This window comes from Pollutimonas subterranea (assembly GCF_002849655.1).
Lineage (GTDB): Bacteria > Pseudomonadota > Gammaproteobacteria > Burkholderiales > Burkholderiaceae_B > Pollutimonas > Pollutimonas subterranea.
Window position 1 is genome coordinate 256,184 of sequence record NZ_PDNW01000002.1, and the last position, 26,148, is coordinate 282,331.

Annotated in this window: 26 protein-coding genes and 1 tRNA gene; 6 read left to right on the forward strand and 21 right to left on the reverse strand. The window is 58.5% G+C overall.

Features of this window, described 5'->3' with window-relative positions; translation table 11 throughout:
- Positions 1–66: 66 nt before the first annotated feature.
- Both CR159_RS03615 and CR159_RS03620 read right to left on the reverse strand, forming a co-directional pair.
- A complete protein-coding gene (locus CR159_RS03615) occupies positions 67–717 on the reverse strand; it encodes a site-2 protease family protein (RefSeq protein ID WP_102072641.1) in 651 nt (216 codons plus the stop codon).
- A gap of 76 nt (positions 718–793) precedes the next feature.
- Complete coding sequence (locus CR159_RS03620; RefSeq protein WP_102072642.1) at positions 794–1,420, reverse strand: L-threonylcarbamoyladenylate synthase; 627 nt, start codon at positions 1,418–1,420, stop codon at positions 794–796.
- Between the two features lie 148 nt (positions 1,421–1,568).
- On the opposite strand from CR159_RS03620, the gene ypfJ reads away from it, so the two are divergent.
- The gene (gene ypfJ, locus CR159_RS03625) at positions 1,569–2,423 is read left to right on the forward strand and encodes a KPN_02809 family neutral zinc metallopeptidase (RefSeq protein WP_102072643.1); all 855 of its coding nucleotides are present in this window, start codon (positions 1,569–1,571) and stop codon (positions 2,421–2,423) included.
- 3 nt (positions 2,424–2,426) lie between these two features.
- Here ypfJ and CR159_RS03630 read toward each other — a convergent pair whose 3' ends face one another.
- A complete protein-coding gene (locus CR159_RS03630; protein WP_102072644.1) occupies positions 2,427–2,798 on the reverse strand; it encodes a hypothetical protein in 372 nt (123 codons plus the stop codon).
- 244 nt (positions 2,799–3,042) lie between these two features.
- Here CR159_RS03630 and CR159_RS03635 point away from each other — a divergent pair.
- The 3 genes from CR159_RS03635 to CR159_RS03645 all read left to right on the forward strand — a co-directional run bounded on the left by CR159_RS03635 (position 3,043) and on the right by CR159_RS03645 (position 4,989).
- Positions 3,043–3,118, forward strand: a tRNA-His gene (locus tag CR159_RS03635).
- A 61-nt stretch (positions 3,119–3,179) separates the two neighbouring features.
- Positions 3,180–3,491, forward strand: coding sequence for a hypothetical protein (locus CR159_RS03640; RefSeq protein WP_233208161.1), 312 nt, complete (start codon positions 3,180–3,182; stop codon positions 3,489–3,491).
- A gap of 40 nt (positions 3,492–3,531) precedes the next feature.
- The gene (locus CR159_RS03645; protein ID WP_102072645.1) at positions 3,532–4,989 is read left to right on the forward strand and encodes a phospholipase D-like domain-containing protein; all 1,458 of its coding nucleotides are present in this window, start codon (positions 3,532–3,534) and stop codon (positions 4,987–4,989) included.
- Between the two features lie 54 nt (positions 4,990–5,043).
- On the opposite strand, the gene CR159_RS03650 is transcribed toward CR159_RS03645, so the two are convergent.
- The 6 genes from CR159_RS03650 to CR159_RS03675 form a co-directional block, all read right to left on the reverse strand.
- Positions 5,044–6,015, reverse strand: coding sequence for a Bug family tripartite tricarboxylate transporter substrate binding protein (locus CR159_RS03650; RefSeq protein ID WP_102072646.1), 972 nt, complete (start codon positions 6,013–6,015; stop codon positions 5,044–5,046).
- 123 nt (positions 6,016–6,138) lie between these two features.
- Positions 6,139–7,665, reverse strand: a complete 1,527-nt coding sequence (locus CR159_RS03655) for a malonate--CoA ligase (protein ID WP_102072647.1) — start codon at positions 7,663–7,665, stop codon at positions 6,139–6,141.
- Between the two features lies 1 nt (position 7,666).
- Positions 7,667–8,479, reverse strand: a complete 813-nt coding sequence (locus CR159_RS03660; protein WP_102072648.1) for an enoyl-CoA hydratase/isomerase family protein — start codon at positions 8,477–8,479, stop codon at positions 7,667–7,669.
- Positions 8,470–9,759: a malonyl-CoA decarboxylase domain-containing protein gene (locus CR159_RS03665; protein ID WP_102072649.1), complete on the reverse strand. Its 1,290-nt coding sequence runs from the start codon at positions 9,757–9,759 to the stop codon at positions 8,470–8,472. The genes CR159_RS03660 and CR159_RS03665 overlap by 10 nt, the downstream gene beginning before the upstream one ends.
- Entirely contained in the window at positions 9,756–10,469 is a 714-nt protein-coding gene (locus CR159_RS03670; RefSeq protein ID WP_102072650.1) for a GntR family transcriptional regulator, read from the reverse strand. The genes CR159_RS03665 and CR159_RS03670 overlap by 4 nt, the downstream gene beginning before the upstream one ends.
- 114 nt (positions 10,470–10,583) lie before the next feature.
- Positions 10,584–12,023 carry an aldehyde dehydrogenase family protein gene (locus CR159_RS03675; RefSeq protein WP_102072651.1) on the reverse strand — a complete coding sequence of 480 codons (1,440 nt, stop codon included), beginning with the start codon at positions 12,021–12,023 and terminating at the stop codon, positions 10,584–10,586.
- Positions 12,024–12,191: 168 nt separating this feature from the next.
- On the opposite strand from CR159_RS03675, the gene denD reads away from it, so the two are divergent.
- Both denD and CR159_RS03685 read left to right on the forward strand, forming a co-directional pair.
- Positions 12,192–13,181 carry a D-erythronate dehydrogenase gene (denD, locus tag CR159_RS03680; RefSeq protein ID WP_102072652.1) on the forward strand — a complete coding sequence of 330 codons (990 nt, stop codon included), beginning with the start codon at positions 12,192–12,194 and terminating at the stop codon, positions 13,179–13,181.
- Between the two features lie 53 nt (positions 13,182–13,234).
- Positions 13,235–14,026 (forward strand): hydroxypyruvate isomerase family protein, encoded by a 792-nt coding sequence (locus CR159_RS03685; protein ID WP_102072653.1) that lies wholly within the window; start codon positions 13,235–13,237, stop codon positions 14,024–14,026.
- Between the two features lie 16 nt (positions 14,027–14,042).
- On the opposite strand, the gene CR159_RS03690 is transcribed toward CR159_RS03685, so the two are convergent.
- The 12 genes from CR159_RS03690 to CR159_RS03745 form a co-directional block, all read right to left on the reverse strand.
- Positions 14,043–14,477, reverse strand: coding sequence for a PaaI family thioesterase (locus CR159_RS03690; RefSeq protein ID WP_233208162.1), 435 nt, complete (start codon positions 14,475–14,477; stop codon positions 14,043–14,045).
- A gap of 4 nt (positions 14,478–14,481) precedes the next feature.
- Positions 14,482–15,282, reverse strand: coding sequence for an IclR family transcriptional regulator (locus CR159_RS03695; protein ID WP_102072654.1), 801 nt, complete (start codon positions 15,280–15,282; stop codon positions 14,482–14,484).
- Between the two features lie 80 nt (positions 15,283–15,362).
- Complete coding sequence (locus CR159_RS03700; RefSeq protein WP_233208163.1) at positions 15,363–16,331, reverse strand: Bug family tripartite tricarboxylate transporter substrate binding protein; 969 nt, start codon at positions 16,329–16,331, stop codon at positions 15,363–15,365.
- Positions 16,332–16,380: 49 nt separating this feature from the next.
- Positions 16,381–17,589, reverse strand: coding sequence for a CaiB/BaiF CoA transferase family protein (locus CR159_RS03705; RefSeq protein WP_102072655.1), 1,209 nt, complete (start codon positions 17,587–17,589; stop codon positions 16,381–16,383).
- 1 nt (position 17,590) lies between these two features.
- A complete protein-coding gene (locus CR159_RS03710) occupies positions 17,591–18,727 on the reverse strand; it encodes an FAS1-like dehydratase domain-containing protein (protein ID WP_102072656.1) in 1,137 nt (378 codons plus the stop codon).
- 20 nt (positions 18,728–18,747) lie between these two features.
- Positions 18,748–20,328 carry an acetate--CoA ligase gene (locus tag CR159_RS03715; RefSeq protein WP_102072657.1) on the reverse strand — a complete coding sequence of 527 codons (1,581 nt, stop codon included), beginning with the start codon at positions 20,326–20,328 and terminating at the stop codon, positions 18,748–18,750.
- A gap of 307 nt (positions 20,329–20,635) precedes the next feature.
- Positions 20,636–21,601, reverse strand: coding sequence for a Bug family tripartite tricarboxylate transporter substrate binding protein (locus tag CR159_RS03720; protein WP_102072658.1), 966 nt, complete (start codon positions 21,599–21,601; stop codon positions 20,636–20,638).
- Between the two features lie 41 nt (positions 21,602–21,642).
- On the reverse strand, positions 21,643–22,521 hold the full coding sequence (locus CR159_RS03725; RefSeq protein ID WP_102072659.1) for an isocitrate lyase/PEP mutase family protein: 879 nt from the start codon (positions 22,519–22,521) through the stop codon (positions 21,643–21,645).
- A gap of 32 nt (positions 22,522–22,553) precedes the next feature.
- On the reverse strand, positions 22,554–23,171 hold the full coding sequence (leuD, locus tag CR159_RS03730; RefSeq protein ID WP_102072660.1) for a 3-isopropylmalate dehydratase small subunit: 618 nt from the start codon (positions 23,169–23,171) through the stop codon (positions 22,554–22,556).
- Positions 23,168–24,574 (reverse strand): 3-isopropylmalate dehydratase large subunit, encoded by a 1,407-nt coding sequence (gene leuC, locus CR159_RS03735; protein WP_102072661.1) that lies wholly within the window; start codon positions 24,572–24,574, stop codon positions 23,168–23,170. The genes leuD and leuC overlap by 4 nt, the downstream gene beginning before the upstream one ends.
- A 17-nt stretch (positions 24,575–24,591) precedes the next feature.
- Positions 24,592–25,374: an ABC transporter permease gene (locus CR159_RS03740; RefSeq protein WP_102072662.1), complete on the reverse strand. Its 783-nt coding sequence runs from the start codon at positions 25,372–25,374 to the stop codon at positions 24,592–24,594.
- Complete coding sequence (locus tag CR159_RS03745; protein ID WP_102072782.1) at positions 25,371–26,141, reverse strand: ABC transporter permease; 771 nt, start codon at positions 26,139–26,141, stop codon at positions 25,371–25,373. Before CR159_RS03745 ends, CR159_RS03740 begins: the two co-directional genes overlap by 4 nt.
- Positions 26,142–26,148 lie beyond the last annotated feature (7 nt).

Sequence of the window (26,148 nt, forward strand, 5' to 3'; positions counted from 1 at the left end):
CTGGAACTCACCAAAACGGTGAACTTGCCGAATTAACTCGCAAGTTTACCGGATAAGCAACGCAAATCATAAGAACCAATTAACAATTCCCTGACCAAGTGCTAACAAAGGTTGCAGCACGATCCACAACACCCCGGTGAACATCAGCACGATCAGGATGAGCAAGCCGTAGGGTTCGACTTTAGAGTACTGCCACGCCATGCGGCTGGGAAGCAGGCTGAAGACAATACGGCCGCCGTCCAGCGGAGGCAATGGAAGCAGGTTCAAGGCCATGAGAACCAGATTTACCTGTATGCCGGCGATGGTCATCTTTACCCAGAAATCATCCGCCGTGGCCCCGGTTTCCGCCAGGATGCGCAGGCTGATTGCCCAGATAATGGCCATTACCAGGTTGGACGCCGGACCGGCCAGGGCCACCCACAGCATGTCGCGCTTGGGACGGCGCAAGCGGCTCCAGTCTACCGGCACCGGCTTGGCCCAGCCAAACAACAGGCCCGCCCCGCCCATCAGCTTGCTGCTGAACAAGAGCACCAGCGGCACGATAATAGTGCCGACAAGATCAATATGGCGCACCGGGTTCAAGCTGATGCGGCCCGCCTGCCAAGCCGTGGGATCGCCAAACATGCGCGCAACATAGCCGTGCGAGGCTTCGTGCAATGTGATCCCGAACAGGACAGGCAAGGCGTAAACAGTAATAGTCTGTATCAGGGATTCCATAGATTTCCGCTGGTTGGCGCGCCGTTCAGTGCAGGCGCGCCGGGTGATACTGGGGCGTCAGCGACCAATATGGTGTTCAGTCCAGCCCCAGCGCGGACAGGTCGCCCTGGCCACGCCTGACGACTTCGGGAACTGCCGCCGTCAGGTCGATGACCGTCGTCGGCTGCAACGGACATGATCCGCCGTCAATCACGGCCGAAAGCTGGTTCCCATAACGATCGAAAATGGTCTGCGCATCGTTCAAGGGCTCATCCTCGTCCTGCGGTATGAGCGTCGTGGACATCAGCGGAGACCCTGCCGCTTCGATAAGCGCTAGGGTCACCGGGTGATTCGGAACCCGTATGCCTATCGTCTTGCGCGATGGGTGGGAAACCCGGCGGGGAACTTCACGCGTGGCTTCCAGAATGAACGTCCAGGGGCCTGGCGTTGCCATCTTCAGCAGCCGATATTGCTGGTTGTCGACACGCGCAAAATGGCCGATTTCGGCAAGGTCGCGGCACAGCAAGGTAAGGTGATGCCGATCATCAAGCCCGCGCAGGCGACGCAAGGCATCGGCCGCGGCCTTGTCATCGAGCCGCGCCACGACGGCGTAGCTGGAATCGGTCGGTACGGCCACCAGGCCACCGTCGGCCAGCAGTTGAGCCGCCTGTTTCAGCAAGCGAACTTGGGGATTCTCGGGGTGTACAACGAATAATTGAGCCATTTAACGTATCCTAACATTCTTGAAGAGTGAGTTTACGGTTCGGTATCGCCATAGGCAATAGAATTGACCGGATGCCCGGCGCCCGGAAGCCCGGCGCCTTAAAAAGCGACTTGTCTTCGTTATAACCGATACACACAAAGGAACCATCATGCGCCTGGACAATTCCCGCGAGAGCCGAAACGTTGAAGACCGCAGGGGCCGTCGGCGGATGTCTGTCGGTGGGCGAGGAAAGATCGGCATCGGCACTATTGTGCTGGCGCTCGTGGCCATCTATTTCGGTGTCGATCCCAACGTTGTCTTGCAAACGGTCGGCGGACCGGAAACGGAAAGCACAACCGCTGGCGAACCTGCCGTTCCCACTGCAGAGACGCGTTTCGTATCCAAAGTACTGGCCGATACGGAAGACGTCTGGGGAGCCGTGTTTCAGCAAAAAGGCTGGGGAAGCTACCAACAACCAAAGCTTGTATTGTTCAATGGCGCAACGGCAACCGCATGCGGCACCGGCCAGTCGGCCATGGGCCCTTTCTATTGCCCCGGCGACAGCAAGGTATACCTGGACCTTTCTTTCTTTCAGCAAATGGCACAAGAACTGCAGTCTCCAGGCGATTTCGCACAAGCCTATGTGATTGCTCATGAGGTCGCCCATCACGTACAGCACATGCTGGGGGTTACGGATCAGGTCGCCCCAGTGCGCCAGCGCAGCACCACGGCGGCGGCAAACCAGCTGTCAGTAAGAGTGGAATTGCAGGCGGATTGTTTCGCCGGTGTTTGGGCGAATCACTCTGATACCCAGCGCAACACGCTTGAAGCAGGTGACATCCAGGAAGCCCTGGACGCTGCCAGCGCCATTGGCGACGATCGCCTGCAACAGAAATCGCAAGGACATGTCGTGCCTGACTCCTTCACCCACGGCACGTCGGCACAACGCATGCGCTGGTTCACCCGTGGCTTTAAAAGCGGTGACACCGCGCAGTGCGACACGTTCAGCGCGGCGTCCCTGTAATGCTTACTGGCGCTGCACGCCCGCCCCGGAATTAACCCCCGGGGTGATGTAGCCGGGCGTCCGATCCTGCGAAGGCATCGTCGACGGGGATGGAGATGCCGGCGCGTAGCCGCCCGATGACGATGGCGACGTCGTCGAAGGCATGGATGGCTGATACGTGGACGGCGCCTGCGTGCCTGTCGTACCGGGCATGGTGGTCGACGGGCTTGGAGAGCTTGCAGAGGAATCGGCAGGGATCTCGGTCTCGGTAATCTTGAGCGTTGGCTGTATGTCTATTTTCTGTGCCCGAAGCCAGGCTTCGTCGGCGGCATGCACCGCAGTAAACGGAACAGCGATAAGGGCCGCGAGCAGTAATGTCTTGCTTGATGTTTTCATGGCAGTCAAATCCTTTTTTGAAGATTACTGAGTACCTATCGTAGAGGAATGCCATGTCACCGCAAGGGCGAAACGTTTCAGACTGTCACGGCCACCCGCCTTGGTTACCTGTAGTTGCTCTTTTATAGCAGCGCCCGCCCGTCCTAAAACATTTTCTTTACTTCATGCTAGAATCTCGTTCTCTCCAAGGCGTAGCCATGAATTCAAAAGTGTTATACTTTTTGTTGATGGCAGCTTTACGGTGGTGGCCGTAGCTCAGTTGGTAGAGTCCCGGATTGTGATTCCGGTTGTCGTGGGTTCGAGCCCCATCGGTCACCCCAACCAATACGCGGTTTTCGAGGCATACGCGAAAGCCCAAAATGGTGACAACAGGCATTCCTGATGTCACCGCACAACCAGCCCGCCCTAATCGGTGGGCTTTTTTGCATCCACCCCTTTCCTTTGACCGCGTATCATTACGCCATGCCCATACCTTCGCAAACTCTCGATTGGTCACTCGCGCCGCCAGGCTGGAACTGGGCGGCACAGGACGAAGATGGACGCTGGTTCTGGTATAGCGTGCAGCCTCAGCTGGGCATAGGCGGCGGCGTCTGGCGAGCACCCTCGCGCGCGCAGCAATACGCCCTGCAAGAATCGCCCAATCCCCATTGGCACGAAAGCCTGCGCCAACGACCTGATTCGCCGGATTCCTGAGCGGTCTTCTATATACTGGCGGCTGAATAGGGGGTTGAATATGGCTACACTGCAGTCCGCGTTTCAGGAGTATTGGCCGCATCTTGCATTCGTTTTAAGCCTCGCCGTGGGCGGCACGGCTGCCGTGCACGCCGCCATGACAAAAAACGATGTCCGGGCCGCAATCGGCTGGGTCGGCGTGATTCTGATGTCGCCACTGCTGGGGCCTTTGGTCTACCTGATTGCGGGAATTAATCGAATCCGCCACGATCATATGTCGGAACAGCGCTACAAGGCCGAGAATGACTATTCCCGCGTGCTTGGCGCGCCGGCGGCCGATATAAGCGCCATTGACGCACCGCAGTTCCGCTCACTCAAGGTGCTTGGCGACCGGGTCAGCCACTTCTCGCTTCTGGACGGCAACCATGTCCGCACATTGCTGGGCGGCGACCAGACCTATCCTGCCATGCTGGAGGCCATCCAGGGAGCGCAAAGAACCATCGCGCTCCAGAGCTATATCTTTGATGACGACAGCGAAGGCCGCAAGATAGTGGATGCGTTGGTAGAAGCGCGGGATCGCGGCGTTGAAATACGAGTTTTGATCGACGCCATCGGTTCGAAGTATTCCCACCCGCCCATCATTCGGCGCTTGCGCAAGCAAGGCATACCTTGCGCCTTGTTCATGACTAATCCCCTGGGCTTTCTGCGCATGCCCTATGCCAACCTGCGAAGTCACCGGAAAATCCTGGTCGTGGACGGGCGTATCGGCTTTACTGGCGGCATGAATATCCGTGCCGGTTTCGTCACCGAGGTGGCAGGCGCCGAGACGACCGGCGATACGCATTTCCAGGTCGAAGGCCCTGTTGTCGTGCAGCTGATGGGTGTTTTTGCCCACGACTGGAAATTCACCACCCGGGAAGCATTGCCGTACGACACGTGGTGCAGCGATACGCGGCCAGCAGGCGCACCGGGCGTACCGGCACGCTGCATCCGTTCCGGTCCTGACCGCTATATCGTCGGCACCCACAACATGCTTCTGGGCGCATTTGCCGTGGCCCAGCATCACATACGCATACAGTCGCCCTACTTCCTGCCCGACCAGATACTGCTTGGCGCCATCAATACGGCGGCGCGCCGGGGCATCGTGGTGGATATCGTGATTCCAGGCCGCAATAACCTGCGACTGGTCAACTACGCCATGTTCGCGCAGCTCGACCAGGTAGTGCGAAATGGCTGCCGCGTATGGCGTACGACGGGAAACTTCAATCACTCCAAGCTCATCACCATCGATGGATGCTGGTCTTATGTGGGCTCGTCCAACATGGATCCACGCAGCCTGCGATTGAATTTCGAGCTGGACATGGAGGTCTACAGCCGCGACACGGCGCGCGACATTGAAATGATGATAGACAAGGAAATCGTACAGGCCGAGGCGGTGACCCTGGAAGGATTGGCCGCCATTCCGTTTCGCAAGCGCTTGCGAAACAGGGTTATCTGGCTGGCCAGCCCGTATCTTTAATAGAACTGGGGCCGCTATGCGGCCCCCATCCACGCCTGCTTGCTGCGACTGCTTTTATTGTTTCTGCACACCAGATTCTTTGACCACACCGGCCCAGCGGACAATTTCGCTATCCACGAATTTCCCGAAGTCGGCGCCGGTAAGATTCGGCGTGGCGCTGCCGTTGCTTAGCCAGAGCTCCTTGACCTTAGGCGCATTCAGCGCCTTGGTGATTTCCGAAGCCATTTTGTTGACAACATCCTGCGGCGTACCCTTGGGTGCCCACATGGCATACCACGTCGATACTTCATAATCCGGAATGCCGGCCTCGGCTACCGTGGGGACGTCGGGCAGTGACGGCGAGCGCTTGGCCGCCGCGACAGCCAGCGGACGTATGGTCCCGGCCCGGATATGCGAAGCCGATGAACCCAGGCCGTCGAAAGCAAGGTCTACCTGTCCGGTAATCAGGCCCGTCAGCATCGGTCCCGCGCCCTGGTAAGGAACATGCGTGAGTTCGACACCGCTCTTCAGGGCAAACAGCTCGCCGGCCAGGTGGTGTGTGCTGCCCACACCCGCCGAGCCGAAATTCACGCTGCCCGGATTGGATTTGGCGTGTTCCACGAGTTCCTTGACCGTCTTGACGGGAAGTTTGGTGGGATTGACCACGATCACCTGAGGAGGTTGCGCAAGCATGGCCACAGGCTCGAAATCCTTCTGGATGTCGTAGCTGAGCTTCTTGTAGATGGACGGCGCGACCACGTGATGGGCGCCGCCCATAAAGAAGGTATAGCCGTCAGGCGCGGCGCGTGATGCAACGCCGGCGCCCAGCGTACCGCCTGCGCCACCCCTGTTATCGACTACCACGCTTTGCCCCAGCTGCTCGCCCAGTTGTTGTGCCAGCGGCCGTGCAAACGTGTCGGTTCCCCCGCCTGCGGGAAACGGCACGACGATGGTGATGGCACGGTCAGGCCATGCCGCCTGGGCAGTACCTGTAATGGCCAGCGCTGATAAGGCAGCGACTGCTGCATAAGTAATTTTCTTCTTCATCATGTCTCCTCTTCCGATTTTTTATCGGTAAGCTTGTTTTGTGTTTGAATAAATAAACCCCGGCACTCGGTACACGGGGAGCCCAGCTCCTGAAAAAGCTTCCATGGCGTCGAGCCAGGAAAATTATACGTACTGATCGCGCAGCACGTTTTTCTGCACTTTGCCCATCGTGTTGCGGGGCAGTTGATCGGTGAAATAAATACGTTTGGGCACCTTGAAATTGGCCAGTCGCGATTTCAGGTCGGCCATCATGGCATCGGCATCCAGCTTGGCGCCGGCTTTGGGCACTACGACAGCCACCACGGCCTCGCCAAAATCCGGATGAGCAACGCCAATGACCGCCGACTCGTCAACGCCGGGTATATCGTCGATGAGCAATTCGATTTCCTTGGGATAGACATTAAAGCCGCCGGATATGATCAGGTCTTTGCTGCGGCCCACTATCGACAAATAATTTGCCGGCACAGAGTCGCCTCCCCAGCGTCCGACGTCGCCTGTGCGAAACCAGCCATCAGACGTGAATTCTTCGCGGGTCTTTTCCGGCATGCGCCAGTAACCCGAAAAAACATTGGAGCCGCGTACCTGCACGCTTCCAATTTCGCCGACCCCGAGTTCGTGTTCGGCATCGTCGACCACGCGGACCATTACGCCTGGCAATGGCTGTCCCACGGTCCCTCCGATTCGTTCGCCCAGCGAAGAATCATAGGGATTGGACGTGAGCATGATGGTTTCGCTCATACCGTAGCGTTCAAGTATGGGCTGTCCGATACGGGCCTTGAACTCGTCGAAGGTTTCCTTGAGCAAGGGCGCAGAGCCGGAAATAAACAAGCGCATGTTGGCGCAAAGCTGCCGTGTGAACCGGGCATCGTTGAGCAGGCGTACATAGTAAGTGGGCACCCCCATCATGACGGTGCTGCGGGGAAGGTAATGCAATGCTTGCTCAATATCGAGCCTGGGCAGCCAGATCATGCGCGCTCCGGCCAACAGGGCGCCATGCGAAGCGACGAACAAGCCATGGACATGAAAAATGGGAAGCATGTGCAAAAGCACATCATCAGGGCGCCAGCCCCAATACTTGTGCAGAACTTCAGCGTTTGACGAGAGGTTGCGATGCGATAGCATGGCGCCCTTGCTGCGTCCCGTGGTGCCCGATGTATAAAGAATGGCGGCAAGATCATCCGGAAGGCTGCGCACCGTGACAAATTCGCCGGGCTGGCTGGCGGCGGCCACGGCCAAGCTGCCGGTTCCGTCGCTATCCAGGGTGTAGACGTTCGCGGTGCCGGTTTTTTCGGCCAGGCGATCCACCCATTCCTGGTTGGCGCTGTCACAAACGACCACGGCCGGCTCGGCGTCGGCCAGGAAGTATTCCACCTCCGATTCCCGATACGCCGTATTCAAAGGCAGATACACGAGCCCCGCGCGCACACTGGCCAGATACAGCATCAGCGCTTCAGGCGATTTCTCGACTTGAACCGCAATACGCGCACCGGCAGGCAGCTCGAGTGCTTGCAACAAATTGCCGTACCGCGCACTGATTTCCTCTATATCGTTCCAACTATAGGAACGGGTGGGCGTTTCAATGGCCACAGCGGCGCGGTCGGCTGGAAAGCCCGCAGCCAGCAAAGCATATAAATTGGCATTGCCTTCCAAATCAATCTCCTGAGAATACCGGCTGCTGGCCGGCCAGAAATGCCCTTACACCTTCCCGGTGGTCGCGGCTTTCAGCGTACTTGAAAAATGACAGCAGCTCAGCCTCGGTCAGTGGTGGAACCTGAGGGCTCAGCCGCGTTACGGTTTGCTTGTTGATACGGGCCGCCATGGGCGCTCCGGCGGCCAGGCGCCGTGCAAGCTGCATGACATCGGTGGCGACATCGGCGTCGGGCAGCACCCGCGTGAGCAGACCCTTGGACATTGCTTCCGCAGCGCCAAACACCCGCCCTTCCAGCAGTATCTCCAGCGTCGTGGCCCGGCCGACCAGCCCCAGCAAGCCGCGCATCTCATCGGGCGCCATGGGAAAGCCCAGGCGATTGATGGGAACACCGAAGCGTGACGAGACGCCGGCGATACGCATGTCGCACTGGCTGGCAATTTCGAGGCCGCCCCCCACGCACACGCCTTCAATCTGGGCGATGACCGGATGCGGGCATGCCCCGATGGATTCAAGCGCAGGTGCAAGGACGTGCCGATGGTAATTCATGACACCGGACAGGTCGCCGCGTTCACGCGGGAATTCGCCGATATCGGCGCCCGCTGCAAAGTTTGCGTCCTCGCCGCGCAGCACGACGGAGCGCAGTGCGTCGTTGGCGGAGAGCGTCGCAAACACGTCGGCCAGGGATTGCCACATCGATACGCTGATGGCGTTCAAGCGCCCCGGGTGGCTGAGCGTCACCAGGGCTATAGGACCTTCGTAGTCAAGAATGATCCTGCCTGCGCCCTTACCGACTCCGGTCTCGACTATAGCCATCGCAGATTAAGTCCCATTTTCGGTTTACCCGCCGCGAGCAGCGCAAGGTTATCGTCAAGCTGGTCCAGATCGTAGAGGTAATTGACCATGATTCCGCTGGACTGCGCCATGCCTTTCGGGGAGCAGTCGGCGGCCCAGTTGACCCGCTCGATACGAGCACCGTTACCCAGGTGAAAGCGCGCCACCGCATCGATGGGCTGGCCGTTTTTCATGCTTTTCAAGTAAAGAACCGCAAGGCGCAATCCGGTGCGTTGCACCGCTTCGGAGACCTTTCCGCCAGCCGCCGCCTGCAGCCGCTCAACCCATTTTTGTCCCGCCGACGCGTCGTCCTGCGCCTGCTGCTTGTCGGCCTTGTCGTGCAACAGCTCCTGCATGGCCTTGCCATCCTGCTTGCCCAGCCAGTCGACGAAGCCTGGGATGGGCGACAGCGTGGCAAAGGACTTCAGCTTGGGGAGCTCGGTGAGCAATTGATCCACGACGCGCTTGAGCAGGAAGTTGCCGAAGCTAATGCCGCGAAGGCCGGGCTGCGTATTGGAGATGGAATAAAAGATCGCCCATTTCGCCTTATTAAGATCGGAGGCCGGAACCTTGGGGTCGAGCAAGACTTGCACGTTATCGGCCATCTGCGTGGCAAAGGCGACTTCGACAAAAATCAAGGGTACGTCGTTCATGCGCGGATGGAAGAACGCATAGCAACGGCGATGATCGGCCACCCGGTGACGCAGCTCTTCCCATGACCGGATTTCATGTACGGCTTCGTACTGAATGAGTTTTTCCAGGAGCGAGGCGGGCGAATCCCAGGTAATGGGACGCAGCTCGAGCATGCCGACGTCGAACCAGCTGTTGAGCAAACCTTCAAGTTCGCGCTCGAGCACCGTAAGGCCCGCTACCTGGTTGCGCCAGCGCAGCATATCGGCACGCAGCTCCACCAGCAAATGCAGGCTGTCGGCCTGGGCATACAGACGGCGGAACAGCCGCAAACCCTGGTCGCCACGCGGCTCGAGGCCGGCACTGGCCTGAGCCAGCGTCGCCAGCAACACACGGCGCTCTTTGCCGTCGGCTGCGGCGTAGCGCAGGCTCCATTGCTTGGCGAGCCGATTAGCCGCGACGTCGGTCATGCGAGCCGTAAACAACGTTGCCGTCTCGGCCGCCAACGAACCGCGATCGCGGTCCAGCCAGCGTCCCAGGCGAGCCACGAGCCCTTCCGCTTCCTTGCTGGCGACCGCCACTTCCACTCCTTTGCTTACTACCACCGCTTTTTCAGTATCCGTAGTCGTCATGGGCTAGCCTCCTGAGTATTGGGTTGAACCGCAAGGTCTGGGTCTGACGAGAGCCGGGCCTGTTCATCCAGGGCATGAAGCGCGTGCAGCTGGTTCATGAGATGCTTGCGGGTATGAGCCTCGGCGCCGTCGGGATCGCGGGCCTTGAGCGCCTCGAAGATGGCCAGGTGCTCGGCACAGGAAGCCTGCACGCGCCCGGGCCAGGCCAGGCTTTTGTGCCGGGACAGGCTCAGTACATGGCGAAGATTATCAACCAGGTCTGATAGCCAATGGTTGTCCGCGAGCGCCTGGATGGCCTCGTGGATCAAGGCATTCGTCGCGTAATACTGATCGGTATCCCCGGCGGCGGCGTGTGCCCGCAATTGCCGATGTAAAGGCTCCAGGCGCTTGAGATCGGAGTCGCTTACCTTGCGTGCCGCTTCGTAGGCGCAGCGCCCTTCAAGCATTGCCATCAGGGGAAATATGTCGTCCAGGTCGCGGGCCGAGAGTTCATTGACGAAACAGCCCCGGCGCGGCTCCAGCCGGATGAGCCCTTCATTGACCAGCACTTTGAGCGCTTCACGCAGCGGAGTGCGTGAAATACCCAGCTCTTTGCTTAAGCGCATTTCGTCGATCCAGGCTCCTGAAGTCAGTTCACGCGACTGGATCATGGCACGCAGACGGTCTGCGACTTCGAGATACAGCACCTGCTGGACAATGCGTCGGGTCAATGTCTGGGCTCCAAATCGTGATGCAATAATTCATAATTATGGCGAATTAACGCAAATAAACAAGCCCATCTAACCTATAGTATTCCCTAGGAGCGCGGACGCCCCTGGGCAACATTACGCGTCGAAATTATGGACAATGGTCTTGGTAAGGCTCATTTCCTCCAGCGCCATGAACCCTTTTTCGCGGCCATGGCCGCTCTTGCCAAAGCCTCCGAATGGAAGCTCCACCCCGCCGCCGGCACCGTAGCAGTTAATGAAGACCTGCCCGCTATTGATTCCTTGCGCGACGCGTTCCTGGCGTCCGCCGTTTTCCGTCCATACGCCGGCCGCCAAGCCGTATTCCGTGTCGTTGGCCAGGGCGATGGCATCCGACTCGTCACTGAAGGGCATGGCGGCCAGCACCGGGCCGAAGACTTCTTCTTTGGCAAGAATGTGGTCGCGCGGCACATCGGCAAAGAAAGTCGGCGCCACATAGAACCCGTTCGCAGGCAGATTGGCCGCGAGTTCGCCCCGCGCGGCGATGCGCGCACCGCTTTTTTCCGCATCGTCGATGAATCGCTGCACCCGGTCCCGTTGCCGGGCGTTGATGATAGGGCCGCAGTCCAGTTCCTGGTCTTGCGTGCCGGTACGAAGCTTGCTGAACCGGTCGGCAACCCGGGAGACCACCTCGTCGTAGATCTCGCGCTGTATCAATAAACGCGATCCCGCCGAGCAGGTCTGGCCGGCGTTCTGGATAATGCCGTTGATGATTGCCGGGATGGCGCGATCCAGGTTCGCATCGCCAAACACCAGTTGGGGCGACTTTCCGCCCAGCTCAAGCACGCACTTCACATGGTTGCGCGCGGTTTCCTGCTGAACGATGGTGCCCACCTGGGGCGAACCGGTAAACGACACGAAATTCACGCCAGGATGCGAAATAAGCGCAGCGCCCGCGGTCGTACCGTAGCCGGGAACGACATTGAAGGCGCCGTCGGGAAACCCGGCCTCGGCGGCCAGGTCGGCCAGCCGCAAGATCGACAAGCTGGCGTCTTCAGCCGGCTTGATGACGGCGGCATTGCCCATGGCCAGGGCTGCGCCGACAGAACGGCCCATGATCTGCACGGGATAGTTCCAGGGAATGATATGTCCGGAAACACCAAAGGGTTGGCGCACTACCCGGACCGCATGGTTGTTCTGGTAAGGAATGACTTGGCCATGCACCTTGTCGGCGGCACCGCCATAGAATTCGAAATAACGGGCCAGCAGTTTGACATCGTTGCGAGCGGTCGCGAGGATCTTGCCGCAATCGCGTGACTCGAGCTCCGCCAGTTCATCAAAATGATCCAGAACCTTCTGGCCCAACCGCGTAAGAACACGTCCGCGTTCGACAGCAGTGAAACGTCCCCATTCGCCGGTGAGCGCGCGACGTGCGGCCTGCACAGCCAGGTCGATATCGGCCGCTCCACCGTCGGCGATCTCATCGAACTGCTCTCCCGTTCCGGGATCGATGACCGCGATGGTCTTGCCCGAATGAGGTGCCAGCCATTTCCCACCAATGAACAACTTGCCTTTCATGCTTTCTTCTCCGCTACATCCTGAGTTGAATCGTGGACCAATACTGGTCCCACCCGATAATTTGCGCTATCTTGTGACTGTCTTTGTGGTCTCTCCATATGGCGCGCCCACGTTATACCTTTCCGGCAACGATTCTGTCCCGACACCACCCTGCAATAAAGGAGTCAAATGAAAAAAATCCTGGTTACCGGGGGATCCGGCTTTTTGGGCCAGATGCTGATACAACGACTGCTCGCGCCCGAGACCCGAACGGATGCCGATGCCCTTGCGGGCCATTTCGATGAAGTCATCGCCATGGACCAGGCCGTCGGCGCGTTCAGCCATCCTCGCTTGCACTACCATTGCGCCGACCTATCCGAACCTGCGCAATGGCGGTCAATCATAAACGATGAAGTTTGCGGCATTATTCACCTGGCCGCTGTCGTCAGCGGCACTGCCGAGAGCGACTTCGATCTCGGCATGCGCGTCAACCTTGACGGCACACGCGCGCTTCTCGATGCCGCGCGCACACTAAGCCGGCCACCCCGCTTCCTGTTTTCCAGTTCGCTGGCTGTCTACGGTGGGGCGATGCCCGAAGTAGTGGACGACAGCACGCCGCCTGCGCCGCAGTCTTCCTACGGCATACAGAAACTGATCGGCGAGCTGCTGGTTGCGGACTACACGCGCAAGGGCTTTGTCGACGGTCGATGCGTGCGCATTCCCACCGTATCGGTGCGGCCCGGCAAGCCCAATGGTGCCGCCTCAAGCTTCGCCAGCGGCATCATCCGCGAGCCGATGGCCGGCAAGCGCGCCATATGCCCCATCGATCCGGACACACCCTTATGGCTGGCATCGCCCAAGCACGTCATACAGTCCCTGATCCACGCCTACCTTCTGTCGTCGGCGCAACTCTGCGATCGGCGGGACGGACAGCTGGCCGAGCGGCGTTCCATCAATTTGCCGGGCGTGACCATCACGCCACGGGAAATGGCCGACACCTTGCGGGAATTGGCGGGTGCAGAGATCGCGGATCTTATCGATTGGCAGCCCGACCCGGCCATCAAGGCCATTGTCGACACCTGGCCCGCCCGGATCGACACTCAGCACGCGCGATCGCTGGGCTTCGCTTCAGCCGGCACAGGCGCGGAGCTGGTCGCCGCTTACGTGCAACGACAATAAGCAGTCCTTTGGGCAGGCTGCCGCCTTGCCTCACCACTGAATGAGACCTCGATATGCCAAAATTTTCTGCCAACCTGGGGTTCCTGTGGCCTGAGCGCCCCTTGCTGGAGCGTATTGACGCCGCCGCAAGGGCCGGATTCAAGGCGATCGAACTGCATTGGCCCTACGACACCGATGCCACCGAGGTTCGCACTCTGTGTGCGGCGCGCGGCCTGACCTTGCTGGGCATCAACACCTATGCGGGCGATACTGAAAAAGGTGAATTCGGCCTGGGCGCCCTGCCCGGCCGGGAAACCGATTTTCAACAGGCGGTCGAGCAGTCCATAGACTGGTGTCGTGCCAGCGGCGCACAAGCCATACATGCCGTCGCAGGGCTCATACCCTTCGAATCCCAAGCGCGCGACACCTTTACACGAAACATCAAGGCCGCCGCCGACAAGGCCGCCGCGCACGGGCTAACCCTTCTACTCGAGCCTATCAACCAGCGCGACAAGCCTGGCTATTTCTATTCCACGCTGGCTCAAGCCAACACCATCCTCGAACACGTCGACAAGCCCAATGTGCGCATCATGTTCGATGCTTACCATGTCGGCGTCACCGAAGGCGACGTGCTCATGAAACTGGAACAGTATCTACCTCTCATCGGCCATGTGCAGATCGCCGCCGTTCCCAGTCGCGCTGAACCCGACGAGGGCGAACTGCGCTATGAGGCAATATTCGAAAAGCTCGATACGCTAGGCTACAAGGGCTGGGTTGGATGCGAATACAAGCCGCGGGCCGATACGGACAGCGGACTGATATGGTTCGATAAGCTGGGTGCCTCGCTGGACACGGCATCGGCCTAGTCTGGTGTGGTGCCGGTCAGTCGCGCTTTTCGAGCCGTTTCATGATTGCTTGCGCAGTGCTCACCAATATATCGTCGGCATGCAAGGTACCGTCAAGAAAGAGCAGCGAACCGGCTTCATGGCTGACCTTGCCGCGGGCCACCAGAAGCTGACCCGCGCGAGATGTTCCAAGGAAATTGACGTTCAACTGCACAGTGACGCACGGCACCCTGCCCGCCCTGTCCCAGGCTATCGTGCTAAGGGCATGGTCCATCAGGGCCGTGATCGTGCCGCCATGCACGACTTGCGCCTGATTCAGGTGTTCATCGCGCACTCGGATCGCGTATGCCCACTGATCACCGTCACGCCGTGTAAGCAGTGGTCCGAGCACACCCAGGAGACCCGGCAGGTCATGGGCCCGCCACCCGCTTTCCATCAAGGACTTGGATAAGGGGTTAGTGATTTCCGTCACGTCTTTACTCCAGGGAAAATAGCTGGCGGGAGAGCTGTCCGGCGTGTCGCTTCAATTCCTGAATAAGGGTCTGGGACTCGTCCGGAGACAGTTGGTTAACGATGCTGGCGGCCACCATCGTATGGGTGATATGGTCCTGCGCGTCCAGGACAGGCACCGCGATCAGGGTGATGCCGGCAATATAGTTGCCCTGATCGAAACTGTAGCCATTGTTTCTTGCGGTCTCGACTTCCTGCCACCAGTCCTCGAAGCTTAACGGCTGCTGCCAGCGCAATGAAGCAAACTGGACTTTGATTTCTTGCTGCGAATACTGGCTGAAAGCCGCCACCAGGCGTCCTGTGGCGCTGATCAGGCCGGGAAAGCGGCTGCCGACATCCACATGCAGTCGAAACGGCAGGTCCGAGCGCGAAAGCGCCGTGACGACCATTTGGTTCAGGTCAACGACCTCCACCCCAATGGCCGTTACCGACCAGGTCTTGGCCAGCTTGTCGAGGACGGGTTGTACCGAATGGGCGAAATGATCGTTTTCCAGCACGCCACGCGCGAGCGCAAGCATCCCGGCGCCCAGCCGGTATCGCTTTGAAGCGGGATCGAAGCCGAGCAGCTTATCGGCGGTCAATGCCCGCAGGATGTGCAGGCAGGTGCTGGGCACCAGATCGAGCTCATCGGAGATGGACTTGACGTTCATTGGTTCTTTGCTGCGCCCCAGCAGCCTGAGAATGGCAACGGCCCTTGTAACCGCTGGCACCGGACGGATGCGCGGACCGGCTTTAGGCGTTTTGAGGGTGTCTTGTATGCTGGGCATGCTTGAACCTATGACGATAGTCGGCACAATGTGCGATGCAGAATTCTATCAGGCGGATCCTTCCTGCTTGCCCGGCGGAACTACTGAATCTGTATTCCCGCTTTCTTGATGACAGGACTCCATTTTTCCTGCTCGGCCGCCACGAACTGGGCCAAATTGCCGGGCGTGCCTCCACCAACATCAAGTCCCATCGAGAGCAACTTCTGCTGCGTCTCCGGCAAAGAAAGGAACTTTTGCAGTTCGAGGTTGAGCTTGGCCACGACGTCGGGCGGTGTGCCCTTCGGAGCAAATAACGCATTCCATGCGATAACCTCGAACCCCGGCAAGCCTTGGCTTGCCACCGTAGGCACTCCGGGCAGCAGTTTGGTTTCGCTCTTGCTGGTCACGGCAATGGCCCGCAGCTTGTTGCCGTCTATCTGTGGACGCGCCGCCGTAATAGTGTCGATCGACAAGGTTATCTGGCCTCCGATCAAGTTGGTCATTGCCATGGACGAGCCCTTGTAGGGAACGCCGAACAGGGGCGCCCCGCTTTGCTCTTTCAGAAGCTCGTAGACCAGCCTGGCCGTCGTGCTGGGCATGCCGATGTCGGCGGACCGGCTCGACACCTTTACCTTGTCGATGATGTCTGTCGTTGTTTTGAATTCCGAATCGGATTTGGCCACCAATACCATCGGGAACGAGCCGACAAGTATGACCGGCTCGAAATCTTTCACGGGATCGAAACTCAGTGATGAATAAAGAAAAGAATTGAGATTGTGGGTGGCATTCGTGCCCATGGTCAGGGTGTAGCCGTCGGGCTCTGCACGGGCGGCTGCCTGGGTGCCGATATTGCCGCCCGCCCCGCCTTTGTTTTCGACAAAGAACGTCTGCCCCATGGCCTTGCTCAGGTAGTCGGCGATGTAGCGCGCCGTGGTATCGGTGCCCTGGCCCGCCTGATAGGCGACGATAATCTTGACCGGTTTATCGGGATAGCCCGCTGCAAATGCCGACGTAGCGCCCAGCAAGGTAAAGGCGGCTACGGTTGCCATTGATTTTAGTTTACGCATCATTTATGTCTCCTCGGTTGTTATAAGTCTTTGGTGGTTTGCATCTCTGTGCCTAGGGCTCTGGCGAGCACGACGCGGGCGTGGAGACGAAAATACTATCCCTTATGGAGCTATGTTCATCAAAAGCAGGAGGCCGGAGTCCGGGTGTTCCGGGCGTTTCCGTCAGCCGGATCGGTATGCCAAGCCCTTGATAGCCCGAGTCGTTGATCATCATGCCGCGGTGCAAAGTGTGGGCGTGGGCAAGGGCTTCTGGAACCGTGTTGACGGGTCCGGCTGGAATGCCGTGCTTCATCAACATGTCGCACAGTGGCGCCTTTTCCCAATCTTCCAGAATGACTTCAATCTCTTTGCGCAATTGCTCACGATGCGCGAGCCTGGCGGCGTTGGAGGCGAAATCGGGGTCATCAGCCAAGCCGGGCTTGTCGATGCACCGACAAAATCTCTGGAACTGCGGATCGTTCAAAATGCTCAGGAACACCATGCCATCGCGGGTCTTGAATCTGTCGTAGGGCGCAATGTTCGGATGGGCGCTGCCAAGCAACTTGGGCGTTTCGCCTGACTGCAACCAATTCATGGCATGCGGCACCAGCAGGCTTAGCGCGGTATCAAACAGCGTGGTCTCCACACGCTGGGCCTTGCCCGTGCGCTCCCTGGCAAACAGCGCCATCAGTATGCCCGACAGGGCCGTGTAACCGGTCAGGTGATCCACAACGGGAATGCCGATGCGGGTCGGTCCGGTTTCCGGCGATCCGTTGATACTCATTAACCCGCACATCGCTTGCAGGATGGCATCGTAGCCGGGCAGCCCGCCCAGGGGACCGGTTGCGCCAAACCCGCTGATGCTGCAGTAGATAAGGCGGGGGTAGCGTTCGGCCAGATGTTGTTCGTAACCCAGGCCCCACTTTTCCATGGTTGAGGGCAGGAAGTTCTCGACCAGGACATCCGCCTCTTCCAGCAGCGCAAAAAGCACCTCTTGCTCTTCGGGTTTGGACAAGTCCAGCGCAAACGCGCTTTTCCCGCGGTTCAGCCCGGCAAAGTAAGCCGCATTACCGTGCTCGTCGAACGGAGGCCCCAGCTTGCGCGTTTCGTCGCCAAACGGGGGCTCGATCTTGATGACGCTCGCCCCGTGGTCAGCGAGCATCTGCGTGCATAGCGGCCCGGCCAGAACGCGGGAAAGGTCGACGACACGCACGCCTCGCAGGGCGCCCGTGCTGGCCGGTGCTTCTGGCCAGACCGTCTTGCGGGCGTGGTGGCAGTCCATGTCAGCCGCGGGAAGGAAGCTGAACGACACCGGTCCCGATGACCGAGAGCTCGCCGTCCTGGTTGCGTCCTTCCTGCTCGATCTCTATCAAGTGCTGGCCATCGCTTTCGTATTTTTTCGTGACCTTGCCCTTGATGAACAGCATGTCGCCCTCGGGATTATGCCGGCGTACCTGGCATAGGGACTTACGCAGGAAGCCGTCGTCGCCCATCCAGTTCGTCAGGTGGTGGGTCAACCATGAATTGCGCTCCGGACCATAGTCGTAGGCACCGGGAGCCCCCACTTCAAGGGCGAAATCTTCTTCCCAGTGGACGCGTTCGGGAACATCGGGAATGCCAAAACGGTTCTTGATCCCGACTCCGGGATGCGCATCAATGAGCTGCCAGGCCAGCTTATTGGCGCGGATGTAGAGCCCACCCCAACCCTGTGCGTAGGCAATGAAGCCGGTAACGGTCATGGGGCCTTTGAACAGGACAGGAAGCTCGTCGCCGACGTTGACGTCTTCCCAGTATCGGGGGATTGCGCCGCGGATCTCTTCCTGTGCGTAGAGCTTGTACGCTTCTTGCAGTTCCTCCTCGGTATAGCGCCTGGGCGCGCGTTCACGCACTTCCTTGTACTTGGTACCGGCTTCCCGTGCGTGGTCGCGCTCGGTACGGAAACACCAGCTGTCGGCTTCCGCGACTTTGTCGCCATCCTGATTGTAAAACTGGACGTTGTAGATCTGCTGGATGGCTCGGCCGGCGAAACGGGTCTCATGCGGAATAAGGGCTTTCAGCGATGCTTCCGTATGGATTTCATCGTTGCGCTTTACTGCTTTATGCCAGGTCCAGTCTGCGCCCGACCACATCGCATGAACGCCGGGCAGACCGCCCACATAGCCCGACACTATGCGGTTCGTCGCGAACAGGAAGCTGGGCAGCGCAATGATGCCGCCATGCTTGGTGTTGGACGCATACGCGGGATTGCACCAGAGCGGGTTGTCATCGCCAATGCCGTGTGCGTAATGACGGATATTGTCGCGGGTCGCCTCATAGCACCACGGCTCCGCTGTTTCGGTAATCTTGACGCCTATCCGGCGGCTGAGCGCCTCCAGGTCCTGATCCATGATTTTCGGGAAGGTGCGTGTTGGCATATCCATGTCTTGTCTCCTGATTGCTGTCATTGCTGACTGATGGGTTCAATTTCTCGCTGGACTTTTCCAGCTTCTTGTTCGCGCAGTTTTTTGCGGTGTACTTTTCCTGCCGGCGTCTTGGGCAGCTCTGACACAAAGGCAATCTGCCTGGGGTACTCGTGCTGGCTGAGCTGCGATCGGACGGAGTCCTGGATGTCCTGCTTCAACTGCTCGTCCCCGGGGCGTTTGGCGACGACAAACGCTTTGACGACTTGCCCCCGCAGTTCGTCGGGTACGCCAATGGCGGCCGCCTCGAGAACGTCCGGGTGCTTCAGGATGGCATCTTCGATTTCCACGGCGCTCATGGTCCAGCCCGCCGAAATAATGACATCGTCGGCGCGACCTGCATGATAGAAATAGCCGTCTTCATCCGTGCGGCCAAGATCCTTCGTGGGGATCCACGCCCCGCGCCGCAAGACTTTCATTTCGCCGACGGTGCCGGGCAGGCAGACGTTTCCGTCCGCATCGTGCACCTCAACCACGCCGCCGGGAATGGGTTTGCCTAGCGAGCCGTTCTTGACGGGGAAGTCGTCGGCGCCCGGATAGGACACAAGAATGACTCCGATCTCGGTGGTGCCGTACATGCTGCACACAGAGGCGCCGAACAGGTCCTCGATGAACGATTCCGTAGCGCTGTCTATGGGTTCGCCGGTGAACGACAGTTTCTTGATGCTGTATGAATAGGTATTGACGTCGGGGCTGTTGCGGATCATGCGGTAGTGGGTGGCGGCCGCCGACATATTGGTGAATTTGTGTTCGCTCAGTGCCTGGAGCAGCCGGCTTGCGTTGTACCGGCCGGAAAAAGCGCCGATAGTAAGCCCGAGCGCCAGGGGAGCCAGCGTGCCGTGCCAAAGCCCATGGCCCCATGCGGGCGACGATGGGCAGAAGAACCTGTCGCCCGGGCGCAGGCCCGTGCCGTAAAGAGCGGCAACCATCAAGGTGACCAGCGCCTTATGACTGTGCTTGATGGCATCGGGCTGTTCCCGGGTCGTGCCTGATGTGTATTGGAAAATGGCGAGGTCATCGCTGCCGGTTCGCACTGTGTAGCGCTCGTCGTATCGCGACAAGTCCGTCAGGAAGGCATTGTTGACCACGACGGAGACGAGGCTGGGCGTGTCTTCGACCATCGAGATCTTTTCATCGTTGGTGAACAACATTTTGGGTGCGCAGTCGCCCACACGCAGCCGGATGCCGTCGGGCCCGAACAGGGTGAACAACGGTACCGCAATAGCGCCCGTCTTCATGACGCCAAACAACGTTGTATAGAAAGCCCGCGATGGTTCCAGCATTACGGCGACACGGTCTCCCGGCCCTATTCCTTGCTCGGCCAGATAGTGAGCGAAGCGAGACGAGTCTTGCGCGATTTCGCGATAGGTAAGGATTTCGTCGTGGCCATCGGCATGTACCACGATGATTGCAACCCGTTCCGGATCAGTGGCATGGCGGTCGATGCATTCATGCGCAATGTTCAATTGTTCGCGTGAGCCATCAAAGATATCCCACAGCTTTTCCACACTCCAGTGATGCTGGGCATCGGCATATGACGTGTAGTCGGTAAGTTTGTTCATTATTTTGCGCTCATTGGTTTTCGTCGTTGGAACCACTTTATGCGCATCCTTTTTAATTGTCAAATAGATTATTGAATTGTCTATGTACAATTAAAGGCAGACGGATGTACGCGGCGATGCGGCAATGCGACGCGCAGAAGGCTCGGGATGGATTAGCGGGCGCAGGCAGCCTGGCGGCGAGCGTTTATATTGGAGGGGGGTAGATTGCGCAAAAGCGGCGGCCGCGGCATCTCGCGGCGAAACGCTGTGGCACTGGGCCATGCCAGCAGCGTGCTGAACGACTGAGGCAGTCGTTCAGCAATAACGATTATTTGGCCTCGATATTCCCCGCTTTGGCCACCTCGGTCCATTTCTTTTTCTCATCTTTCAGGAACGTATTGAACTCGGCCGGTGTATCCAGCGTGACGATAGCTCCCTGATCCGCCAACTGTTTGGCAATGACCGGATCTTGCGTTGCCTTGAGCAGGCTTTCGTTTATTTTGCTGACGACGCTGTCGGGCATTCCTTTCGGCCCGAACAAGCCATACCAGCTCAATGACTGGACGCCAGGAAAGCCGGCCTGGGAGAATGTCGTCGCCTCGGGGAAGGCATCCACCGGCTTGTCACCGGCAATACCAATTACTTTGAGCTTGCCGGATTTCACATGAGGCAGCGCGGTAAGTACGCTGGTAACGCCCGACTCGACATGCCCTCCAATAATGTCCACCATCAGGGGCGAACCGCCTTTATATGGCACCGGAATGACTTTGACCCCGGCTTTCTGGCGAATGAGTTCACCGGTCAGCTGTGTCTGGCCTTCCGAGTAGCCAATGCTGACGTCGTTCTTTTTGCCGAGGTCGATAAAGCTCTTCAGATCCGCGTACTTTCCCTCTTTTGGAACAACCAATACCAGAGGCGAAACGGCCAGACGTGTAATCGGGGTGAAGTCTGTATCGGTATTGTAAGGAACACTCTTGGTCAGCACTGGATTGATAATGTGCGAGCCGACAACGAGCATGATCTTATAGCCGTCGGGTTGCGATCTGGCAATGTCGGCGGAGCCGATCACTCCATTGGCCCCGGGCTTGTTTTCCACAATGACCGATTGCCCCCATATCTCGGAGAGCTTATTACCCACCAGCCTGGCGACGATGTCGGTGCCGCCGCCTGGAGAGTAAGGCACCATGAGCGTTACGGATCTCGAAGGCCAATTCCGGGCCTCTTCGGCGTGCGATGCAGGGGAAATGGCCATGACGGCAGCCACAAAAGTCAGACAAGCTTTTAAACGAACCATTTTTGTCTCCTCGTATTCTTGAATGAAGGTTGCACCAGCCGCTATTTCGCTTCCAGATTTTTGTACTTCTCGTCGAAGTCCCAAATTCTCTGAAAGCCGATCATCTTGCTGAACTCCTGGAAGTCCGCGATTTCGTCATAGTGCAGCGAGTCACCGGTCGCTTTCAGATGCGAATACGCTTGCTGGAGCGCATGTCCCATGGCAAGAAAGCCAAGGCCGGGATGAATGGCTAGCGCAAAACCCATGTCCTGCAGTTCCTCGGCGGTGGGTTGCGGCGTGCGCCCCCCTTCTACAATATTTGCGACTAGCGGAACATCGAAGGTTCTTCCGATGATGGCAAGTTCATCCATCGATTCAGGCGACTCGACGAACAACACATCGGCGCCGGCATTCAGATAGTGCTCCGCGCGCTTCAGCGCTTCGTCCAGGCCGAGCGTCGTACGGGCGTCCGTGCGCGCAATAATCAAGAAATCTTTATCGTTCCCTCGTGCATCGCGAGCCACCTTGATTTTATTGGCCATGTCCTGCGCAGGAATAACGCGGCGTCCTTTGGTATGTCCGCATTTTTTTGGAAATTCCTGATCTTCAAGCTGGATTCCGGCCGCTCCCGCGCGCAGGTAACCGGTAACCGTATGCTCCACATTCAATAGCCCACCATAGCCGGTGTCGCCATCGCAAATTATCGGTGTCGACGTCGCGCCGCAGAAAGTTGCGACCCGGCTGACCATATCGGTATAGGTGGCGAGTCCTGCGTCGGGCAAGCCCAGATAGGAGGCGACCGTGCCGTACCCCGTCATGTATAGGCAGTCGAACCCAAGCTGGTCCGCGACCTTTAAAGAGATCATGTCAAATATACCGGGTGCCACGATCAGCTTCTTCTGCGAAAAAAGTTGGCTCAGGGTTTTAGTGTTTCCAGCCATGCCAATACATCCTTGTCAGTTGATTATCACGTTCAAAAAACCGCGGCCATGTATACCCATGGCCGCGCCAATCTATCTTCCTGCTGGAAGTCATCAATCTGAGACACCAAGGTCAGCGTCTGAGCGATATCGTCCTGGCCCAGGAGCAACGCCTCCCGCTGGGCATCGAGCAGATCGAAATGGATTTCGCCGGCCTGATCCGTGCCCACGGTCCGAGAGCGCAGGTCTACGCTGAGCACAGCGCCCGACGAAGCGGCGGCCGCCAGGCGCTGGATATCGCCGCGCTCCAGGACGACGGGCAGCAAACCGTTCTGCAGGCAGTTGCTGAAAAAAATGTCGCCAAAGCTGGGGGCAATAATGCAGCGGATGCCGAACTCTTCCAATGCCCATACCGCCATCTCGCGGGAGCTTCCGCAGCCGAAGTTGTCGCCTGCAATCAGAATCGCAGCATGCCGAAAGGGTTCCGCATTCAATACGAACGCCGAGTCCTCGGAACCATCCGGCAAATAACGCCGCCCCTCGAAGACCCAGGGAGCAAACTCGCCCCTGCGCAGTTGCGCAATACGTTCGATGCGGATGATCTGGTCAGTATCGATGTTGTCATGCATCATGACGGCTGCAACGCCTCGACATATCGTGAACGCTTTCATGATTGACGCTCCATCATTTCCGGCGACGCGATGGTTCCCACGATGGCGGTGGCGGCTGCGACGACGGGGCTGGCCAAATGGGTCATGGATCCCGGGCCTTGTCGCCCAACAAAGTTACGGTTCGATGTCGACAGGCAGCGATGTCCGGGGGGCACCATATCGCCATTGGCGCCCACGCACATCGAGCAACCTGGCTCTCGCCATTGGAAGCCGGCCTCCATGAAGATTCGATGCAAGCCTTCGCGTTCAGCCTGGCTTTTGACTTGCGATGATCCGGGTACGACCCATGCGGTAAGGCCCGCTGCAATGCGGCGCCCCTTGACCACGGATGCCGCTGCCCGCAAGTCCGAGATCCGACTGTTCGTGCAGGAACCTATGAAGACATGATCTATCTTGATTTCATCGATCCGCTGGCCAGGCTGCAGCTTCATATAGTCGAGCGCATTCGACACGCCCAGGCGCTTCTTGGCATCGGCCATCCTGGCAGGATCGGGAACAGCGCCGTCGATAGCCACCACCTGCTCAGGACTCGTCCCCCACGTCACCTGCGGCCTGATTTGACTGACGTCGACGTCCTCTTCCCTGTCGAACGATGCCGAGGTTCCAGACGGCAAGCTGCGCCAATATGTCACCGCACGGTCAAATTGGTCGCCGGACGGTGCAAACTCACGGCCCTGCACATAACGGAACGTGGTCTCATCGGGAGCGATCATGCCGATCTTGGCGCCCAATTCAATGGAAAGGTTGCAAAGCGTCATGCGTGCTTCCATATCGAGTGCGGTGATGGCCGGTCCGGCGTACTCGACGGCGTAGCCTGTGCCCGCCGATGCCCCAAGGACACCGATCACATGAAGAATCATGTCCTTGGCAGTGATCGACGGTCCGGGCATTCCCGTGAAGTTGATGCGCATGGTCCTGGGCCGAATCTGGCGAATGGTCTGTGTAGCCAGCACATGTACCAGCTCGGACGATCCGATGCCCCATGAAATAGCCCCGAAAGCGCCATGCGTGCACGTGTGGCTATCCCCGCACACAATCGAGAGCCCAGGAAGCGTCAGCCCCAGCTCCGGACCGATAACGTGCACGATGCCTTGGCTCCGATCTATATCGAACATCCGGATGCCTTTCTCTTCCGCCTGCTCCCGCAATGTATTGACCATCGCGGTGCTCCACGGCGCATCGCCGGCCTGTCGCCCGGGGCGGGTCGAAATGACGTGATCGACTGTCGCGAAAGTGAGGTCGGGATTGCGTATGGGCACCCGGCGGCGTTCAAGCGTCTTGATGGCTTCGACCCCGGTAAGTTCGTGCATCAAGTGACGATCCACATGCAGCAGGCTGGCGCCTCCCGGAAGCACCGCAATCTCATGGGCACCCCACACTTTATCGAATAGCGTATTGGCCATTTCGGTTTTCCAATATATTAATTCCCACGCCGCAAGCGGCGATCCCATTGCAGCAATGCGATACTGACCGCCGTCGCGAACAGAAAAAGCATCAGGGCAAGGGCCATGATGGTAGGAGGATTATTCCGGTCGATGGCCAGCATCAGCAGATGCCCAATGCCGCGCTGAGACGCAAACATCTCACCCAGCAGCGTCCCTAACAAGGTCAAGGAAAAGCCTATCCGCAGACCGGCAACGATTTCGGGCACGGCGGCCGGTATCAGCACGTGCCACGCACCTTGCCACGGAGTGAGGCGGTGCACACGGATGCAACGCATATAAACGGGTCGAATATTGCGCACCGCCGTCATCGTGAAGATGACTATGGGAATAATGCCGTGAATGACGCCAAAGGCTATCTTTGCCGAAATGCCCAGACCGAATATCAAGAGAATGATGGGATACAGGGATATCTTCGGTATGGAGTACAGGGCAATCAATACCGGTTCCATCACATCGCCGGCGAGCCTGCGCGCGCCCAGAACCAAACCCAATGCAATCCCGCCCACCACAGCGAGCAGCAAAGCGGAAAAGAACGCCTTGCTTGTCTCCGCCAGATGGGCACCGAAATCGGGACTGGTGAATTCATGACGTAGCTGGACGAGGGTACGCCAGGGACTTGGCAAGACCTCAATGCCCAGCACCGTGCTGGCAAGCTCCCACGACAGCAAAAGTCCGCCAACCAGCAACACACTATCAATAAGGGGTGCCCGCCCGGAATTGCCCGGGCCTGCCAGTTGCCTCGCCGCGCGCTCGTTCATGCCAGCTCCTTGAGCACCCGTCGTTGATATAAGCGCTGTTCGACCGCGTGCAGCACAAGGTTTATGACGCCGATGAACGTAAGCAGCAGGAACATAAGCCCATACATCGTCTGGTTATCAAAGTTGTTATAGGCGAACGCGATCTGATACCCGAATCCCGCACCCGAAAGCAGGAACTCGCCGCCTATGATCGCTATGAACGAGTAGACGATGGCCAGCTTGATACCCGTAAAGACAAAGGGAAGACTGGCAGGAAGGGTGATAAGAAGAACTTCCTGTGTTCGGCCCATGTGCAACATCCTCGCCGTTCGCATCAAGACCTGAGGCACACGTTGCAGCCCATTGAGCGTGTTCACCGCCATGGCCACGATGGCGAATAAAAATCCCAGTACGATCAATGGCCACCTGTTCAGTCCGAACAGCACAATAAGCATGGGATAGAAAACAAAAATTGGCACCGCGTAATACGACATCAGGAGTGGATCCAGGACGCGTCGCAAACGTGGCAGCTTGAATAGCACAAGGCCGAAAAGGAAACCCACCGATGTCGCAAGCATGATAGACACGGCTGCGGACGACAAGGTCAACAGCATATCCGACTGGTAGGTTCCATCCCGAAGCAGTCGCCATGCACTTAGTGCCATTTCCGACGGGGGAATGAAAGAGACCGGATCTATCCACCCCAGCCTGCTGGCGACTTCAAGCAAAACAATGCTGAAGACGATGACAAGGCTCCGCAGCAGCACCACGCGGTACCTGAACGACATGCCGGCA

Excerpts from the sequence above, each read along its gene's own strand:
- CR159_RS03615 (WP_102072641.1), bottom strand. The coding sequence starts at position 717 with ATGGAATCCCTGATACAGACTATTACTGTTTACGCCTTGCCTGTCCTG.
- CR159_RS03620 (WP_102072642.1), bottom strand. The coding sequence starts at position 1,420 with ATGGCTCAATTATTCGTTGTACACCCCGAGAATCCCCAAGTTCGCTTG.
- ypfJ (WP_102072643.1), top strand. The coding sequence starts at position 1,569 with ATGCGCCTGGACAATTCCCGCGAGAGCCGAAACGTTGAAGACCGCAGG.
- CR159_RS03630 (WP_102072644.1), bottom strand. The coding sequence starts at position 2,798 with ATGAAAACATCAAGCAAGACATTACTGCTCGCGGCCCTTATCGCTGTT.
- CR159_RS03640 (WP_233208161.1), top strand. The coding sequence starts at position 3,180 with ATGTCACCGCACAACCAGCCCGCCCTAATCGGTGGGCTTTTTTGCATC.
- CR159_RS03645 (WP_102072645.1), top strand. The coding sequence starts at position 3,532 with ATGGCTACACTGCAGTCCGCGTTTCAGGAGTATTGGCCGCATCTTGCA.
- CR159_RS03650 (WP_102072646.1), bottom strand. The coding sequence starts at position 6,015 with ATGAAGAAGAAAATTACTTATGCAGCAGTCGCTGCCTTATCAGCGCTG.
- CR159_RS03660 (WP_102072648.1), bottom strand. The coding sequence starts at position 8,479 with ATGGCTATAGTCGAGACCGGAGTCGGTAAGGGCGCAGGCAGGATCATT.
- CR159_RS03665 (WP_102072649.1), bottom strand. The coding sequence starts at position 9,759 with ATGACGACTACGGATACTGAAAAAGCGGTGGTAGTAAGCAAAGGAGTG.
- CR159_RS03675 (WP_102072651.1), bottom strand. The coding sequence starts at position 12,023 with ATGAAAGGCAAGTTGTTCATTGGTGGGAAATGGCTGGCACCTCATTCG.
- denD (WP_102072652.1), top strand. The coding sequence starts at position 12,192 with ATGAAAAAAATCCTGGTTACCGGGGGATCCGGCTTTTTGGGCCAGATG.
- CR159_RS03685 (WP_102072653.1), top strand. The coding sequence starts at position 13,235 with ATGCCAAAATTTTCTGCCAACCTGGGGTTCCTGTGGCCTGAGCGCCCC.
- CR159_RS03695 (WP_102072654.1), bottom strand. The coding sequence starts at position 15,282 with ATGCCCAGCATACAAGACACCCTCAAAACGCCTAAAGCCGGTCCGCGC.
- CR159_RS03700 (WP_233208163.1), bottom strand. The coding sequence starts at position 16,331 with ATGATGCGTAAACTAAAATCAATGGCAACCGTAGCCGCCTTTACCTTG.
- CR159_RS03705 (WP_102072655.1), bottom strand. The coding sequence starts at position 17,589 with ATGGACTGCCACCACGCCCGCAAGACGGTCTGGCCAGAAGCACCGGCC.
- CR159_RS03710 (WP_102072656.1), bottom strand. The coding sequence starts at position 18,727 with ATGGATATGCCAACACGCACCTTCCCGAAAATCATGGATCAGGACCTG.
- CR159_RS03715 (WP_102072657.1), bottom strand. The coding sequence starts at position 20,328 with ATGAACAAACTTACCGACTACACGTCATATGCCGATGCCCAGCATCAC.
- CR159_RS03720 (WP_102072658.1), bottom strand. The coding sequence starts at position 21,601 with ATGGTTCGTTTAAAAGCTTGTCTGACTTTTGTGGCTGCCGTCATGGCC.
- CR159_RS03725 (WP_102072659.1), bottom strand. The coding sequence starts at position 22,521 with ATGGCTGGAAACACTAAAACCCTGAGCCAACTTTTTTCGCAGAAGAAG.
- leuD (WP_102072660.1), bottom strand. The coding sequence starts at position 23,171 with ATGAAAGCGTTCACGATATGTCGAGGCGTTGCAGCCGTCATGATGCAT.
- leuC (WP_102072661.1), bottom strand. The coding sequence starts at position 24,574 with ATGGCCAATACGCTATTCGATAAAGTGTGGGGTGCCCATGAGATTGCG.
- CR159_RS03740 (WP_102072662.1), bottom strand. The coding sequence starts at position 25,374 with ATGAACGAGCGCGCGGCGAGGCAACTGGCAGGCCCGGGCAATTCCGGG.
- CR159_RS03745 (WP_102072782.1), bottom strand. The coding sequence starts at position 26,141 with ATGTCGTTCAGGTACCGCGTGGTGCTGCTGCGGAGCCTTGTCATCGTC.